This window comes from Actinophytocola gossypii, assembly GCF_025165815.1.
Taxonomy (GTDB): domain Bacteria; phylum Actinomycetota; class Actinomycetes; order Mycobacteriales; family Pseudonocardiaceae; genus Actinophytocola; species Actinophytocola gossypii.
Window position 1 is genome coordinate 171,754 of record NZ_JAFFZE010000012.1, and the last position, 15,861, is coordinate 187,614.

A 15,861-nucleotide genomic window follows, 5' to 3' on the forward strand; every position below is an offset into this window, starting at 1 on the left:
TCAGCCGGTGCGGGTCGGCGTGCTCAGGGTCCGCTCGCCGATCGTCAGCACCTGGGCCTGCATCTGCTGGGCGATCAGCGCGGGGTCGATGAGCTGCTCGGTGACCACGGCCAGCCGCGAGCCGTCGCCAGCGCCGCGGACGAACAGAAACCCGCCGTCGAACTCGACCATCACCTGCCGGGGGCCGGCGCCGGAGCCGAACTCCTTGCTGACGCCCTGGCCGAGCGAGCTGAGGCCGGCGCACGCGGCGGCGAGCTTGTCGGCCACGTCGACCGGGGTGTGCTCGGTGCGTACCTTCAGCAGCCCGTCGGAGGTCAGGACGACCGCATGCCGCACGCCGCGCACCGTCCTGATCAACTCCAGCATCCAGCTGTTGTCGCCGGGGTGGGTGCTCATCGGTCCTCCGTGTCCTGGCTCGGGTCCTGGTGGTTCGAACGGGTGGTCGCCGGGCGACCGGCCGCGCTGAGGAAGGCTCCCATCCACTGGCCTGCCTCCTCGGCGGACTGGGCGCTGTCGGCGGTCAGTTCGCCGTGCTGCTCGCCCGGCCAGCCGACGGGCTCGGCCGCGTTGGCGGCGGCCTCCGCGCGGCGGGACCGGCGGCGCGGCAGCTCGGGCAGCTGCTCGGACGGCTCCGTGCCGGTGCCGGGCGTGGCGGCGGAGTCGGCCGGCGCGGGTTCCGGGCGCGGTCTCGGCCGAGGCTCCGGGCTCGGCGGCACCGGGGCTTCCGCAACGTGGGACTCCCGCGACGGGAACGTGGGACTCGCGGGGGTCGCGAGGGTTTCCGGCAGGGGGGTCGGGGCCGGCTCGGGGAGGATCGGGTCGTCGACGCGGTCGGTGCGGCGGGTGAGGACGTGGCCGCCGGCGACCCTGCCGCTGGGGGCGACGGGCTCGGTCAGCTCGGCCGGGACCAGGACGATGGCGCGCAGGCCGCCGTAGACGGACTCGGTGATGTCGACCCGGAAGCCGTGCCGGCGGACGTACGCGCCGACCACCGGCAGGCCGGTCTGCGGGATCTCGCCCAGGTCGGCGAGGCCGACGACGTGGCGGCCGGAGGCGATCTCGCGGACCTGTTCCAGGCGGATGTCGTCGAGGCCGACGCCGCCGTCGTCGATCTCGATGACCGCGCCGCGCTGCACGTGCCGCAGCGAGACCAGGACCTGGGTGGTCGGCGGCGACGACTGGGTGGCGTTGGCGAGCAGCTCGGCGATCACGTGGATCAGCGGCTCGACCACGCGCGCGGAGACCGCGACGCCCGGGTCGCCGGAGACCTCGACGCGCTGGTAGGCGGTGATCCGGCCGGCGGCGCCGCGAACGACGTCGGCGATCGGCAGCGCCTGGTGCCACTGCTGGCCGGGCCACTCGCCGCACAGCGCGGCCAGGCTCTGCGCGTTGCGGGCCTGCTGGGCGGCGGCGTGGTCGACCCGCATGCTGGTGTGCAGCACGTCGGCGTCGGCGGGGTGCCGCTGCACCATCCGGGAGGCCTCCTCCTGGATGCGGTGCGCGGAGGCCTGCACCTTCCGGCCGAGCGTGACGACCGCGGCCTGCACCGCCTCGGTCCGCGCGTGCATGTCCTCGCGGACGCGGGCCAGGTGCCCGGCGGCGCGGACGAGCAGCGCGGCGGAGACGTCGTCGCCGCCCGCCTCGGGCAGCGGCGGCTGCGATGGGGCCTGGGTCAGCGCCGGGAGCTGCAGTTCGACGATGTTCTCCATCGCGAGCCGGCGGGTCTCGCAGATGCCGGCGAGGTCTCTGGCCTCGTCGTCGAGCCGGTGCAGTTCGTCGACGTGGTCGCGGGCGGCGCGCGCCGACCGCAGCGCGCCGGCGGCCACGACGCCGATCGCGACGACGCCGGCGGCGACCCACCACAACGAATCCGCGAGCGAGTCGTTGAACAGCAGTGGGGACGCGAGGACGTAGGCGGTGACGCCGACGATGCTGATCCACATGCCGGCCTGCCTGGGCAGAGTCGACACGGGTGAGGAAGTGGTCATGATCACCAGTTGTCAGATCGCAGGTCCGTTGTCGCCGCTCATCGGTTCCTCGCTCATCGGTTCCTCACTGTATGCGCTTCCCCATAAGCAGCGGGATAGGAGATTATCCCAACGGTCAAGGCGGCCGGCAGCTGCCCGGCGAACCGGGCGTTGACCATCCACAGTGGACAATCGGTAGACCGTCCATAATAGACTAGACAGGGCCGGGTCCTGCGCTTTGGCGGTTTTCCGGGCACAGTGGTTGCGTATTGTGCATCCGGTGGAGCCGGGCAGACAGGCGGTGGCATGAACGTGACAATCGGCGACCGGGTGGCCGGGCGCGCCGACGTGCTGGTGGGCAGGGCCGCCGAGCTGGCCCTGTTCGACCGGATCCTCTCCGGCGAGCTGGACCGGAACGTGCTGCTCGTGCACGGTGCGGGCGGCATCGGCAAGACCCAGCTGCTCCGCGCGTGGGCCGACGCCGCCCACGACGCCGGCCGCCCGACCAGGTGGATCGACGCCAGGTCGATCGAGCCGAAGCCGGCCGCCATCGCCGCCGCGCTGGCCGACGTCCGCGCCGGCACGGTGGTGCTCCTCGACGGCTTCGAGCGGATCGCGGCCGGCGCCAGGGAGCTGCGCGACGACGTGGTCCCCCGGCTGCCGGGCGACGCCGTGGTGGTGATCGCCGGCCGGGACCGGCCGGACGCCGGATGGTTCGCCGGCGGCTGGGCGCGGGTGTCGTTCGCGCTGGAGCTGGCCGCCCTCGACCAGGCCGCCGCGGTCGAGTTGCTGGGTGCGCACGGCGTCCCGGCGGAGCCGGCGCGGGAGATCGGCCGCTGGGCCGCCGGCTCGCCGCTCGCGCTGGTGCTCGCCGCGGGCGCCTGGCACCGGCACGGCCGGATCACGCCCGAGCCGAGGCTGGTGGCCACCCTGGTCCGGCTCACCGCGGCCGTGCGCTGGGGCACCACCCGCTTCGACGCGCTCGCCGCGTGCGCGATCGCCCGGCGCACCACGCTGGAGCTGCTGGCCGACACGCTGGACCGGCGGGCGGACGCGGAGAGCGCGTTCGGCTGGCTTGCCGGGCTGCCGTTCGTCGACCAGGTCGGCGACGCGGTCACCCTGCACGACGCCGTGCGCGAGCCGATGCGCGAACACCTGCTCGGCGGGCGCCCGGCCCGGGAGCGGGAGCTGCGCAGGCGCATCGCCGACCACCTGTACCGGCTGGGCACGCTCGGCGACCGGTCGGTGCTCACCGACCTGGCGCACCTGGTGCGCAAACCGGTGCTGCGCTGGACGTACTGCTGGGACGGCAGCGCGCGCTACCACGCCGACCGGATCCGGCCGGGCGACACCGAGGTGCTCGGCACCGCGCTGACCGCCCGCGGGTACCCCGAGTGGTGGGCGACCAGCGAGCCGTACCACCGGCTGGCGCCGCGGAACGTCGTCGTGGCGCGGGACGACACCGGAACCCCGGTCGGCTACGCGGTGTGGCTGACACCCGGTTCGGCACCACGTTCCGTGCTCGCCGGCGACGCGTTCGGCCGCGACTGCCTGGACTTCGCCGCCCGCGTGTGCGCGTCGGAGGACGTGGTGATCTGGCGGGACAGCATCGACCTGTCCGACGACGAGGGCGCCGCGCTGGCGATGCTGAACATCGCGGTCGCGCTGCGGGCCGACGTGGCCAACCCCCGGCACGCGATCGTCCCGCTGTTCCAGCACAACGAGCGGCTGCACGAGTTCTGCCTGGCGGTGGGCGGGACGGTGGTGCCGGAGCTGGACCGCACGGTCGACGGGCGGCCGCTGTGCGCGTACTGGATCGACTACGGGCCGGGCGGGCTGCGCGCGCACCAGCTCGACCAGGTGTACCGGGAGCTGGGGCTGCCGCCCGCGCTGTCGGTCGGCCAGGTGCGCGCGGCGCTGGAGTCGTTCGCGGTGGCGGCGGAGCTGGCCGAGCACCCGCTGGCGGTGGGGATCGGGGTGGAGCAGCGCGCGGAGTCGGTGCGTTCGACGCTGCGCTCCGGCATCTCGGCGGCGTTCGGCACCAGCCAGCGCGAGGAGGAGCTGCGGGCGGTGCTGTGGCAGCGCTACGTCGAGCCGGGCGCCACCTCGGCCGCGACGGCCAGGGGCCTGTCGATGAGCAAGGCCACCTACTTCCGCCGGCTGACCGAAGGCGTCCGGCGGCTGACCGAGCACCTGGCGCACGCGACGCGGTAGCGAGTGCGAACATCCGCCCCGGTCCGCCACCATGATCGCTTACGATCGTCCTGGTTCGGGGTGGGAGGAGCCAGGTCATGGAGCTTGCTGCGGTTCATCGACGACGGGCAGTTCGCCCGGTACTTCATCGGGGACGCCAAGACCTCGCCGGAACGCCCAAGCAACGCGACCTACAAGCTCGGTCTGGTCGCCCCGCACAGCGCGTTCACCCCGCACGCGCACGGCGGCGAGCACTTCGTCCTGTCCCTCGGGCACGCCTCCTGCGGGCTCTACGACACCGAGCGCCGCCGGGTGACCTCGCTGCGGCTCGGGCCGGGCACCCTGGTCCGGATCCCGGCGATGATGCCGCACTCGTTCGGCAACCGGGCCGGCCGCTGCTGATCCTGGCCGCGAACTCCGGCTACGGCATCGACCACGAGGACTACGCGATCACCGCCGACGCGGCCCGCGACCGCGGCGACGACGACCTCGCCGCCGCGCTGACCAGGCTCGACGACCGGCCACCGCTGCCGACGAACTGGCGCGAACGCCTCGCCACCGGCCTGCGCCGGGTGGCCGCACGGGTGGCCCCAAGAACCTGCCGATGATCATCCACGAGCTGCACCGCGACGACCCGTCACCGCTGGCGCGGGCGGACGCGTACCTGGAGTCGTACCGCAAGTGCCTCGCCGACCTGCCGGTGCTGCTGACCCCGTCGGCGCACGCCGAGCTGGCCGGCGCGCCGCCGCTGACCGACCACGTCGCCCCGTACCTGCGGCAGGGCCGGATGCACGGCCTGCTGAACCAGCTGCTGCACACGAACCTGCGGACGAAGGGCGCCCACCACATCCTGACCAAGGTCGAACGGCTGACCGCCGCGAGCGCGCTGGAGGGCCGCGCGCCGCTGTTCGACCGCGCGGTCGTCGACCACGCGTTCCGGATCCCCGCCCGGTGGAAGCTGAACGGCACCGTCGAGAAGTGGATCCTCAAGGAGGCGGTGCGCGATCTGCTGTCCGCGACCATCGTGGACCGTCCCAAGAGCGGCATGCTGGTTCCGGTCCAGCAGTGGCTGCACGGCCCGCTCCGCGAGCTGAGCGAGGACCTGCTGCTCGGCCCGTCCGCCCGGGCCAGGGACCTGTTCCGCCAGGACACGATCCGCTCGTGGCTGCGCGGCGACGGCACCCTGCTCCCCCGGCAGGGCGGCAAGCTGTGGCTGGTGCTGACCCTGGAACTGTGGCTGCGATCATTCGTGGACTGAACCCGACGACAGGAAAACCATGACCGACCAGCTGACCCCGCCCGAACAGAACGACCTGCTCGGCGAGGCCACGAAACTCCTGGTGGACCAGCTGCCCGCGGGGTGGCACCGCCTGATCCTCGACTACATGGCACTCGGCAAGAAGGTCAACGTCGGCGCGGCGGTCCGGATGGCCGACGGCACGACGCCGCGGGTGAGCGCCCCGCGCGAGCTGGCGCCGCTGTTCTCCCGGCTCCGCGGCGGCATGTACGTCGCGGGCCGGGGCACGTGGTACTCGTTCCGGCTCATCGTGGACCCGCCCGCGCGGTACTCGGTGCAGTACAACTGGAACGACCAACCGCCGTACCCGACCCCACCAGCACCCGAGCACTTCCGCCTCGAACAGGAACGGTTCCCGCGCGCCGAGGACGCCATGCCGGAGTGGTTCCGCCGGGGTCTGACCGGCTAGATCCGGAAGGGCGCGAGCAGCGCGAGCAGCTCCCCGTCCCCCCGCCCCGCCAGCTCGTCCGACACGATCCGCCGGGCCACGCCGGCCAGGAAGTCGGCGACCTGCACCCGCGCGTCCAACCGCGCGGCCACGAGCCGCACCCCGTCCAGCCGCCCACCGCACAACTCCACGAGCCGGGCGATCCGGTACTCGGTGAGCGCCAGCTGCCGATCGTGCACGATCGACACCGGCCCGCCCCAGTACGCGACGGCCGCCACGATCGCCGGCCCGATCGGGTCCAGCAGCGGCAGCTCCCTCGGATCCCGCGCCCGGTAGGCGTCGATCCGCTCCCGCCCGGTGCGGATCGACGCCAGCGTGGCCCGCACCTCGGGGTCGAGGTCGAGCCGCAACAGGTGGTCGAGGTCGGCGAAGAAGTCGGACCCGCCGCCGTTCCGGTTCCTGGGCCGGGCCAGGTCGTTGAACGACGCGAGGAACGCGGCCCACCGTTCCGCACCGGCTTCCCGGGGTCCGCGCCGGTGCAGCAGCTCGGCCGTGCCCGGCCCGGTGTCGGCGAGCAACTCGACCATCCGCCGCACCAGGAACAGCGACTTGTCGACGAGCAGCACCACCGCGTGCCCGCGGATCGGCCCGGACGGCCCGAGCAGCCACAGCAGGGCGTCCCGGTGCTTCTCCCGCAGCAGGTGGTTGGCCTTGTACTCGGTGGCGGGCGACCGGATCAACTCCCGGAGCTCCCGCACGCACGCCTGCGCCGCCCCGACGTCCAGGGCGACGCTGGCGTGCGCGAACACATCGGTCACCCCGCCGACGAGCTTCTCCCCCTCCGCCCCGGACTCGTCGCACGCGATCTCGAGCCGCATCGCCGCAGCGTACGCGCGGTGAGGCCGGTCGGTCAGGTGGATAACCGACGGGTCAGCGGAAGTCGTGCCACCTCGATTCTGTGCTGGCGGTGCGCGGAGCCGGTGGGGCGTGCACCTGCGGGGCCGCCGAGACCTCGGGCAGCGCGGTCGCGCCGGGGTGCAGGGACACCGGGAGGTGCAGGCGGCTGCGGCGCAGGTCCACCTCGACGGTGGCGCCGGTGCTGGACGGGATCGTGAACTGGGTGTCGCTCAGGGTCAGGACCAGGCCGAGCACTCGGCCCTTCGGCAGCACGGCGTCGTGGGCGTTCAGCCGCCACGTCACGGTGTACCAGCGGCCGGGGCGCAGGGGCGTCGGCCGGGTCAGCGAGTCGCGGTGTGCGGCGTCGAGCCAACCCCGGGTCATCACCTGGTAGTCCGAGGTGACCACGTTCTTCGCGGTCTCGCGGTAGCAGGCGTCGTCGGACTCGGTGGACGCGCCCCAGCAGGACTCGGTGGACAGGGTGCGCACGCCCTCGCCAGGACCCATCGAGTCGATCCTGGGCGCGCGGCCGTAGTCGACCAGGCGCGCGGACAGCTGCGTGTTCGGTTGGGACACCCGCACCCGCAGCGTCACCTCCGGCGTACCGCTGATCCGCAGGTCGCGGTTCAGCGGCGCGGACAGGAACACCTGCCGGCCGGCCACCTCCGCGTTCGGGTTGGACACCGCTCGGGTCTCGCGCAGGGACGGGTCGTCGGTGATCGACGTCGTGCCTCGGCCGGGGACCAGGCCCAGGGTGCCGGTGGTGCCGTCACCGGCACCGAGCGAGACCGGGAACGGGAACGCGCCGCGCGCCGGCCAGGTCCGCTCGTTCACCCACACGTCCGGGGCGCGCTCGATCGTCGCCATCGGTTCGCGCATGACGCCGTTGCGCAGGTCCTGCAGCCAGTAGTCGAACCAGCGGTGCAGCGTCGCCACCCACTCGGCGCGGCGGAAGTCGAACGGGTCGACGTGGCCCGGCTGGCCGAGCCAGATCTTGCGCGGCACGCCGTTCCGGGCGAGCGCGTCCCACCACTGCGCGAAGTGCTTGGTCTCGACGTTCAGGTCGTTGATGCCGTGCACGACGAACACGCTGGCCTTCACCTTGCGCGCGTCCGGCACGAAGTTCCGCTCGTGCCAGAACGCGTTGTAGTTGCCGGTCTCGTTCGCCGACCCGGCGAGCAGTTCGTCCCGCACCGGCTGGCACACCTCCGGCGGGCGGCCGTTGACGTAGCCGGACAACCAGGCCGGGCCGAAGTCGGTGGTGTAGCGCGCCCCGTTGTCCCGGTAGTAGTCGTACCAGCTGGAGATCGCCGCGATCGGCACGATCGTCTCCAGCCCTTCGACGCCGGTCGCGGCGACACCGTTGGCGACCGAGCCGTCCCACGACTTGCCGATCATGCCGACCTTGCCGGTGGTCCAGGTCGCACGGGCCGGGGTGCCGTCGGCGTAGGTGGCCTGCCCGCGCCCGTTGAGCCAGTCGATCACGGCCTTCACGCCGAGGATCTCCTCGCGCCCGCCGACGTCGCCGCAGCCGGTGGAGCGGCTGGTGCCGTTGAAGTCGACGGCGGCGAAGGCGTACCCGCGCGGCACGAAGTAGTTGTCGTAGAACAGCGGGAACTGGGTGACCGTGCCGTCCTCGGCGTACTCCTTGAGCTCGCTCTCGTTGCCCCGGCCGCAGCACTGGTAGTACGGCGAGGCGTCCATCACCACGGGGATCTTCACCCCGGCGCGCGCGGTCTCCTTCGGCCGGACCAGGTCGACGACCACCTGGTCCTTGGCACCGTCGCCGTCGTTGTCGAGCGGCGTGGTGACCCACACGCTCTCCCGGATGGCGTCGGCGTAGTCGTAGACGGGCACGGTCTCGGTCCCGTCGACATGCGGCGGTGCCGATGGCGCCGCGACCGCGGCGGGCGCCGAGAGCAGCGAGGCGGACAGGCCGGTCAGCACCACGACAATCCCAGGCAGGAGCGCGGCGCGGCGCAGGGCAGGCAGGGGCATGGTCAGAAACCTACGTTCCAGGACGCCCGCTGGGAATCCCCCTATTCGTCGAAGTCGCGGGCGGCCAGGTCGGCGAACGCGCGCAGGGCGTCGTCCGACTGGCGGCCGGTGGCGGACACGACGACCTCGTCGCCACCGCGGGCACCCAGGGCCATCAGGGCCAGCACGCTGGTGCCGTCGGCGGACTTGTCGCCGAATCGGACGGTGACCGAGGCGTCCAGTTCGGACAGCGTGCGGGCGGTGAGCGCCGCCGGGCGGGCGTGCAGGCCGATCTCGTTGGTGAGCCGGACACGGATCTCCTCGCCCTCGGCGGGAGCGGCCACCTCGGGCTCGCTGCCGGCGGCCCGCGCGGCCGACGCGACGGCGGCCAGGTCGGCGCCGCCCTGCGCGGCCACCGCCGCCGCCACGGCGCCCTCGACCAGCGGCGCGTCCACCAGGACCACCCTCGACGGGTCGTCCAGGGACTCCACGGCCAACTCGGCGACCATCCGGGCGCTGCCGAGGTCGTACAGCACCGCCGCGGCGCCGACCCGCGCGAGCGCCTCGCTCACCGCGTCGAAGTCGGTGCCGATACCGCCATCGGCCGTACCGCCGGCGGCCGCGACCGTCACGTCCGGCGCCATCTGCCCCGCGACCTCCGCCACCCCGGCGGCCAACCGCGCGCTGTGCGACACCACCACCAGCCCGACCCGCTCCGCCCCGTCATGCAATGAAGGCTCCCTTCGTAGCGTCGAGTGCGCCGAAGACGTCCTTCATCGCACTGGCCCGGCCGCGAACGAGCCCAGGATCAGGGCCGTGGACCGGGCACCGGGATCCACGTGGCCGGCGCTGCGTTCGCCAAGGTAGGAGGCGCGGCCCTTGCGCGCGACCAGCGGCTCCGTCGACTCCGCGCCCGCGCGGGCCGCCTCGGCGGCCGCCGTCAGCAGCTCCGACACCGAGTCGGCCGACCTGGCCGCCTCGACGGCTGGGCTCAGCGCGTCGACCATGGTCTTGTCGCCGACCTCGGCCTTGCCGCGGGCCACGACGCCGCCGAGCGCGGCCTCCAGCGCCGCGACCACTTCGGCCGGGCCAAGCTCGGCGGCGTCCTTCACCACCGCCGACGCGCGCAGGAACGCGGTGCCGTACAGCGGCCCGGCCGCGCCGCCGACCTTCGAGATCAGCGTGCTCGCCACCAGCTTGAGCACCGCCGCAGGCGTGTCCGGGGTGCCCTCGTCCAGGGCGGCCACGACCGCCGTGAAGCCCCGGTTGAGGTTCTCCCCGTGGTCGCCGTCGCCGATGGCGCGGTCCAGGGCGACCAGCTCGTCGCGGTGGGACGCCACCACCGCCGCCGCGGCGCGGACCGCGTCGGCCACGGACTCCGCCGTGCACGCCATCAGCTGCCCCACCGCAGCGCGGCGGTGCGGACCGGGGCGTCCCACAGCCCGGTCAGCTCGTCGTCCAGCTTCAACACCGTCAGGCTCATCCCCTGCATCTCCAGGCTCGTCACGTACGGGCCGACCAGGCGCCGCTCCACCACGATGCCCCGGTCGGCCAGCATCCGCTCGGCGATCCCGTGCGCCAGGTACAGCTCCAGCAGGGGGGTGGCGCCCATCGAGTTGGTGAACAGCAGCACCCGGTCGCCCTCGCGGAACGGAAGATCCGCCAGGACCGGCTCCAGCAGCCGGGCGACGATGCCGTCCGCGTTCTCCGCGGGCAGCCGGGCGCGGCCTGGCTCGCCGTGGATGCCGATGCCGACCTCCATCTCGTCGGCGTCGAGGTCGAAGCTGGGCTCGCCGACGTGCGGCACGGTCGGGGCGGCCAGCGCCATGCCCATCGACCGCACGTTCGCGACCACCCGCTGGGCCAGCGCCAGGCAGGCGGCCAGGTCGTCGCCGCGCTCGGCGGCGGCGCCGACGATCTTCTCCAGCAGCACGGTGCCGCCGACGCCGCGCCGGCCGGCGGTGTAGAGGGAGTCCTGCACGGCCACGTCGTCGTCGATCACGACGGTGGCGACCTCGACGTCCTCAGCCTGCGCCAGCTCGGCCGCGGTCTCGAAGTTCAGCACGTCGCCGGTGTAGTTCTTGACGATCAGCAGCGCGCCGGCCCCGCCGTTGGTGCGCTCGATCGCGGCCTGCACCTGGTCGGGGGTGGGCGAGGTGAACACCGGGCCGGGGCAGGCGGCGTCGAGCATGCCGGGACCGACCAGGCCGCCGTGCATCGGCTCGTGCCCGGAGCCGCCGCCGGAGATGACCGCGACCTTGCCCTGCACGGGGGCGTCCGCGCGGACCACCACCGCCGGGTCCGGCACGACCGTGACCAGGTCGGCGTGCGCCAGCTCCAGCCCGCGCAGCGAGTCGGCGACCACGGTGGCCGGGTCGTTGATGATCTTCTTCATCGAAGCCTCCAGGCGTGATCGACAGCCGCCAACCTCGATTCCTACCCCTTCGCGGCCGATCCCGAAAGCGGGTGTCGGACCGGCAGCCGGGGGTAACCGACCCCATGGCGACCGAAGGCCCCGGCGACCTGCCGAAGCGCTCCTGGTGGGCGGCGCTCAAGCGCACGGTCCGCGAGTTCGACGACGACAACATGCTCGACTGGGCGGCGGCGCTGACCTACTACAGCATGCTGTCGCTGTTCCCCGGGATCGTGCTGCTCACCGCGCTCGTCGGCCTCGCCGGGGAGTCGGCCACCCAGACCCTGATCGACAACGTCCGGCAGGTGGCGCCCGGCCAGGCCAGCGACACCGTCGTCAACGTGATCCGCGAGCTGTCCGGGTCGGCCTCGGTCGCCGGGCCGCTCGCCATCGCCGGCCTGCTCGGCGCGTTGTGGTCGGCGTCCGGGTACATCGGCGGGTTCATCCGGGCGTCGAACACCATGTACGAGGTGGAGGAGGGCCGGCCGGTCTGGAAGACGCTCCCGCTGCGGGTCGGGCTGACCCTGGCCATGGTGGTCCTGCTGGCCGCGTGCGCGATCGGCGTGGTGGTCAGCGGCGGCATCGCCGAGCAGGTGGGCAACATGCTCGGCCTCGGCGACACCGGCCTGCTGGTGTGGAGCATCGCCAAGTGGCCGGTGCTCGCGTTCCTGATCAGCCTGGCGATCGCGCTGCTGTACTGGGCCGCGCCGAACGTGCGGCACCCCGGGTTCCGCTGGCTGACGCCCGGCAGCGCGCTCGCGGTGGTGCTGTGGGTGGTCGCCTCGGCCGGGTTCGCGTTCTACGTCGCCAACTTCGCCTCGTACAACAAGGTGTACGGCTCGCTGGCCGGCGTGATCGTGTTCCTGGTGTGGCTGTGGATCTCGAACCTGGCGGTGCTGCTCGGCGCCGAGCTGGACGCGGAGCTGGCCCGCGGCAAGGAGATCACCGAGGGACTCCCCGAGGAGACCGAGCCGTTCCTCCCACCGAGGGACACCCGGGCGATGGATTGACCGCGCACCCGGATTGCCCGCGCCGATCGCGGGTAGGCCCCTCGGACGACTTCTGAGCGCCGGTCCGAGGGAGCCACGGTGAACGACAAGCACGAGCAGCTCGACCCGGTCCGCGAGGACCCGACCGACACCCACCTCACCACGCAGCAGGGGGTGCGGATCGGTCAGGACGACGACTCGTTGAGCGCGGGCGAGCGCGGCCCGACCCTGCTGGAGGACTTCCACGCCAGGGAGAAGATCACCCACTTCGACCACGAACGCATTCCCGAGCGGGTGGTGCACGCTCGCGGCGCGGGCGCCTACGGGTACTTCGAGCCCTACGACGACTCGCTGCGCGAGTACACCTGCGCGGAGTTCCTCACCGATCCGTCGACGCGTACCCCGGTGTTCGTGCGGTTCTCCACGGTCGCCGGGTCGCGCGGCTCGGCCGACACCGTCCGCGACGTGCGCGGGTTCGCCACCAAGTTCTACACCCGGCAGGGCAACTACGACCTGGTCGGCAACAACATGCCGGTCTTCTTCATCCACGACGGGATCAAGTTCCCCGACTTCGTGCACGCGGTGAAGCCAGAGCCGCACAACGAGATCCCGCAGGCGCAGTCGGCGCACGACACGCTGTGGGACTTCGTCGGGCTGCAGCCGGAGACGTTGCACATGATGATGTGGCTGATGTCCGACCGGGCGCTGCCGCGCAGCTACCGGATGATGCAGGGCTTCGGCGTGCACACGTTCCGGCTGGTGAACGCCGCGGGCCGGGGCACGTTCGTGAAGTTCCACTGGAAGCCGGTGCTCGGCACGCACTCGCTGGTGTGGGACGAGACGCAGAAGATCGCCGGCAAGGACCCGGACTTCAACCGGCGCGACCTGTGGGACGCGATCGAGGCCGGGCAGTACCCGGAGTGGGAGCTCGGCGTGCAGCTGATCCCGGAGTCCGACGAGTTCGCGTTCGACTTCGACCTGCTGGACGCCACGAAGATCGTGCCGGAGGAGCGGGTGCCGGTGCGGCCGGTCGGGCGGCTGGTGCTCGACCGCAACCCGGAGAACTTCTTCGCCGAGACCGAGCAGGTCGCCTTCCACACGGCGAACATCGTGCCGGGCATCGACTTCACCAACGACCCGCTGCTGCAGGCGAGGAACTTCTCCTACCTGGACACCCAGCTGATCCGGCTCGGCGGGCCGAACTTCAGCCAGCTCCCGGTGAACCGCCCGGTCGCGCCGGTGCACCACAACCAGCGGGACGGCTACCACCAGTCGACGATCAACACCGGGAAGACCAGCTACACGAAGAACGCGCTGTCCGGCGGCTGCCCGGTGGCCGACGGCGCGTTCCCGGAGGTGTTCGAGCACTACCAGGAGAAGGTCGAGGGGGCCAAGATCCGCCGCCGGGCCGAGTCGTTCAAGGACTACTACAGCCAGGCGACCCTGTTCTGGAACAGCATGTCCGACGTGGAGCGCGAGCACATGGTGAGCGCGTTCCGGTTCGAGCTCGGCAAGTGCGTCGACATGGGCGTGCGCGCGCGGGTGGTCGAGCAGCTCAACCACGTGGACCACGAGCTGGCGACCCGGGTCGCCCCCGGTGTGGGGGTGCCCGCGCCGGCCGAGGAGGTGCGGCCCAACCACGGCGCCAGCTCGCCCGCGCTGAGCCAGCTGAACGCGCCGACCGCCACGATCGCCACCCGCAAGGTCGCGGTACTGGTGGCCGACGGGGTGGACGGCACCGGGCTGGCCGGTGTGGTCGACGGGCTGCGCGAGCGCGGTGCGATCGTGGAGCTGCTGGCGCCGGCCGACGGCTCGGTGCGCGACTCGGCCGGTACCGAGGTGCCTGTGGACCGGGCGCTGAACACGATGGCCTCGGTGCTCTACGACGCGGTGCTCGTGCCCTGCGGTCCGTCCAGTGTGGAGACGCTGGCGGCGGACGGGTACGCGGTGCACTTCGTGCTGGAGGCGTTCAAGCACGCCAAGGCGGTGGCCGCGTTCGGGTCCGGCGTCGACCTGCTGCGCCGGATCGGGGTGCGGGAGGTGCGGTTCGCCGAGGACACGAACGTCGAGTCCGACCTCGGCGTGGTGACCACCACCGCCGCGGCCGGCGACCTCACCGGCGAGTTGTCGGCCCGGTTCGTCGAGGCGTTCGCCGACGGGATCGCCGCGCACCGGGCGTGGGCGAGGAGGACCGACGGGGTGCCGGCATGAGTCCGGGGCCCGCGAAGCGGGTCGTGGTGACCGGCGCGAGCGGCAACGTCGGCAGCAGCGTGCTGCGCGAGCTGAACGACGACCCGGACGTCGGCACGATCGTCGCGATCGCCCGGCGGTGCCCGGAGTGGACGGTCGACAAGGCCGAGTGGGCGGTCGCCGACGTGGCCACCGACGACCTGGTCCCGCTGCTGGCCGGCGCGGACGTGGTGATCCACCTGGCGTGGCTGCTCCAGCCGGCGCGCACCCCGGTGACCACGTGGGAGGCCAACGTCATCGGCAGCGTGCGGGTGTTCGAGGCCACCGCGGCCGCCGGGGTGCCGGCGCTGGTGTACGCGTCGTCGGTCGGCGCCTACTCCCCCGGCCCGAAGGACACGATGGTCGACGAGTCGTGGCCGACGCACGGCTGGCCGGCGGCGTCCTACACCCGGGAGAAGGCCTACCTGGAGCGCGTGCTGGACGGGTTCGAGGCCCAGCACCCGGACGTGCGGGTGGTGCGGATGCGTCCGGGGTTCCTGTTCCAGTGGGAGGCGGCCAGCGAGCAGCGCAGGCTGTTCGCCGGGCCGCTGCTCCCCCAGCGGCTCGTCCGGCCGTCGATGATCCCGGTCGTGCCGGACCTGCCCGGCCTGCGGATGCAGGTGCTGCACACCGACGACGCGGCGCTGGCGTACCGGCTGGCCGCGCTCGACGGGCACGCGCGCGGCGCCTACAACCTGGCGACCGAGCCGGTGCTGGACGCGCCGCTGCTGGCCGAGCTGCTGGGTGCGCGGGTGGTTCCACTGCCGGTCTGGGCGCTGCGCGGCCCGCTGGTCGCGGCGTGGCGGCTGCACCTGACGCCGGCCGACCCGGACCTGTTCGACGCGGTCCTGCGGCTGCCGCTGATGGACTCCACCCGCGCCCGCGACGAGCTCGGCTGGACCCCGCGGTACGACGCGGCCACCACGGTCGGCGAGCTGCTGGCCGGGATGCGCGACGTCGGCGGCCTGCCCACCCCGCCGCTGGAGCCCACCGTCCCCGGGGGCCGCGCCCACGAACTCCGCACCGGCCCCGGCAGCACGCCCTGAGCGCGCGACGGCGGACATGAGAGAACCCCGAGTTGCTGCCAGGTCGGGGGTCCGCCAGCAACGCGGGGTCACTGGGGTCATCGCCGCCGGAGCGGCGCGCGTTACACGTTCAGTTCCGGATGTCGCCGGGACAGCGCCTCGTCGACCTCGGCACGGATGTCGAGGTGGTCCAGCAGCCCGGTGAGCCGCAGCGGGCGCAGCACCTCGCGGCGGGTGGCGACGAAGCGGACCTCGACGCCGCGGGTCCTGGCCCGTTCGTCGATCCCGACCAGTTCGGCCAGGCCGGCGGAGGACAGGAACGAGACGCCGTCCAGGTCGACGACCATGGGGTACGGGGCGGCGGTCAGGGCGAGCGCGGTGTCCAGCGCTCTTCGCAGCTCGTCGAACACGTTGAGGTCGATCTCCCCGATCACCCGGGTGAGCACGGCGAAGTCGTGGATCTCTCGTTGGATGTGCAGCACCAGA

Annotated in this window: 15 protein-coding genes; 7 read left to right on the forward strand and 8 right to left on the reverse strand. The window is 73.0% G+C overall.

The window, feature by feature from the left end; translation table 11 throughout:
* Both JT362_RS14670 and JT362_RS14675 read right to left on the reverse strand, forming a co-directional pair.
* Positions 1-396: a roadblock/LC7 domain-containing protein gene (locus JT362_RS14670; protein WP_260191748.1), complete on the reverse strand. Its 396-nt coding sequence runs from the start codon at positions 394-396 to the stop codon at positions 1-3.
* Positions 393-1,943 (reverse strand): sensor histidine kinase, encoded by a 1,551-nt coding sequence (locus tag JT362_RS14675; protein WP_260191749.1) that lies wholly within the window; start codon positions 1,941-1,943, stop codon positions 393-395. The genes JT362_RS14670 and JT362_RS14675 overlap by 4 nt, the downstream gene beginning before the upstream one ends.
* 330 nt (positions 1,944-2,273) lie before the next feature.
* On the opposite strand from JT362_RS14675, the gene JT362_RS14680 reads away from it, so the two are divergent.
* The 4 genes from JT362_RS14680 (at position 2,274) to JT362_RS14695 (ending at position 5,866) form a co-directional block, all read left to right on the forward strand.
* A complete protein-coding gene (locus tag JT362_RS14680) occupies positions 2,274-4,181 on the forward strand; it encodes a P-loop NTPase family protein (protein WP_260191750.1) in 1,908 nt (635 codons plus the stop codon).
* A gap of 84 nt (positions 4,182-4,265) precedes the next feature.
* Positions 4,266-4,562, forward strand: coding sequence for a cupin domain-containing protein (locus JT362_RS14685; RefSeq protein ID WP_260191751.1), 297 nt, complete (start codon positions 4,266-4,268; stop codon positions 4,560-4,562).
* A 196-nt stretch (positions 4,563-4,758) separates the two neighbouring features.
* Positions 4,759-5,418, forward strand: a complete 660-nt coding sequence (locus tag JT362_RS14690; protein ID WP_375546507.1) for an asparagine synthase-related protein — start codon at positions 4,759-4,761, stop codon at positions 5,416-5,418.
* A 19-nt stretch (positions 5,419-5,437) separates the two neighbouring features.
* Complete coding sequence (locus JT362_RS14695; RefSeq protein ID WP_260191753.1) at positions 5,438-5,866, forward strand: hypothetical protein; 429 nt, start codon at positions 5,438-5,440, stop codon at positions 5,864-5,866.
* Here the strand turns inward: JT362_RS14695 and JT362_RS14700 are convergent.
* From JT362_RS14700 to dhaK, 5 genes are read right to left on the reverse strand one after another with little or no spacing between them, the layout of a single operon-like run.
* A complete protein-coding gene (locus tag JT362_RS14700) occupies positions 5,863-6,723 on the reverse strand; it encodes a hypothetical protein (protein ID WP_260191754.1) in 861 nt (286 codons plus the stop codon). The two genes, JT362_RS14695 and JT362_RS14700, sit on opposite strands and share 4 nt — an antisense overlap.
* A 52-nt stretch (positions 6,724-6,775) precedes the next feature.
* Complete coding sequence (locus JT362_RS14705) at positions 6,776-8,740, reverse strand: Xaa-Pro dipeptidyl-peptidase (protein WP_260191755.1); 1,965 nt, start codon at positions 8,738-8,740, stop codon at positions 6,776-6,778.
* A 41-nt stretch (positions 8,741-8,781) separates the two neighbouring features.
* Positions 8,782-9,450, reverse strand: a complete 669-nt coding sequence (dhaM, locus tag JT362_RS14710) for a dihydroxyacetone kinase phosphoryl donor subunit DhaM (protein ID WP_260191756.1) — start codon at positions 9,448-9,450, stop codon at positions 8,782-8,784.
* A 42-nt stretch (positions 9,451-9,492) separates the two neighbouring features.
* The gene (gene dhaL, locus JT362_RS14715; protein ID WP_260191757.1) at positions 9,493-10,113 is read right to left on the reverse strand and encodes a dihydroxyacetone kinase subunit DhaL; all 621 of its coding nucleotides are present in this window, start codon (positions 10,111-10,113) and stop codon (positions 9,493-9,495) included.
* The gene (gene dhaK / locus JT362_RS14720) at positions 10,113-11,114 is read right to left on the reverse strand and encodes a dihydroxyacetone kinase subunit DhaK (protein ID WP_260191758.1); all 1,002 of its coding nucleotides are present in this window, start codon (positions 11,112-11,114) and stop codon (positions 10,113-10,115) included. The genes dhaL and dhaK overlap by 1 nt, the downstream gene beginning before the upstream one ends.
* Positions 11,115-11,218: 104 nt before the next feature.
* Here dhaK and JT362_RS14725 point away from each other — a divergent pair, with 104 nt between their 5' ends.
* From JT362_RS14725 to JT362_RS14735, 3 genes are all read left to right on the forward strand, one after another.
* A complete protein-coding gene (locus JT362_RS14725) occupies positions 11,219-12,142 on the forward strand; it encodes a YihY/virulence factor BrkB family protein (protein WP_260191759.1) in 924 nt (307 codons plus the stop codon).
* A gap of 78 nt (positions 12,143-12,220) precedes the next feature.
* Complete coding sequence (locus JT362_RS14730) at positions 12,221-14,332, forward strand: catalase (RefSeq protein WP_260191760.1); 2,112 nt, start codon at positions 12,221-12,223, stop codon at positions 14,330-14,332.
* Positions 14,329-15,396: an NAD-dependent epimerase/dehydratase family protein gene (locus JT362_RS14735; RefSeq protein WP_260191761.1), complete on the forward strand. Its 1,068-nt coding sequence runs from the start codon at positions 14,329-14,331 to the stop codon at positions 15,394-15,396. Before JT362_RS14730 ends, JT362_RS14735 begins: the two co-directional genes overlap by 4 nt.
* 101 nt (positions 15,397-15,497) lie before the next feature.
* Here the strand turns inward: JT362_RS14735 and JT362_RS14740 are convergent, their stop codons facing one another.
* On the reverse strand, positions 15,498-15,857 hold the full coding sequence (locus JT362_RS14740) for an anti-sigma factor antagonist (RefSeq protein WP_260191762.1): 360 nt from the start codon (positions 15,855-15,857) through the stop codon (positions 15,498-15,500).
* Positions 15,858-15,861: the final 4 nt, after the last annotated feature.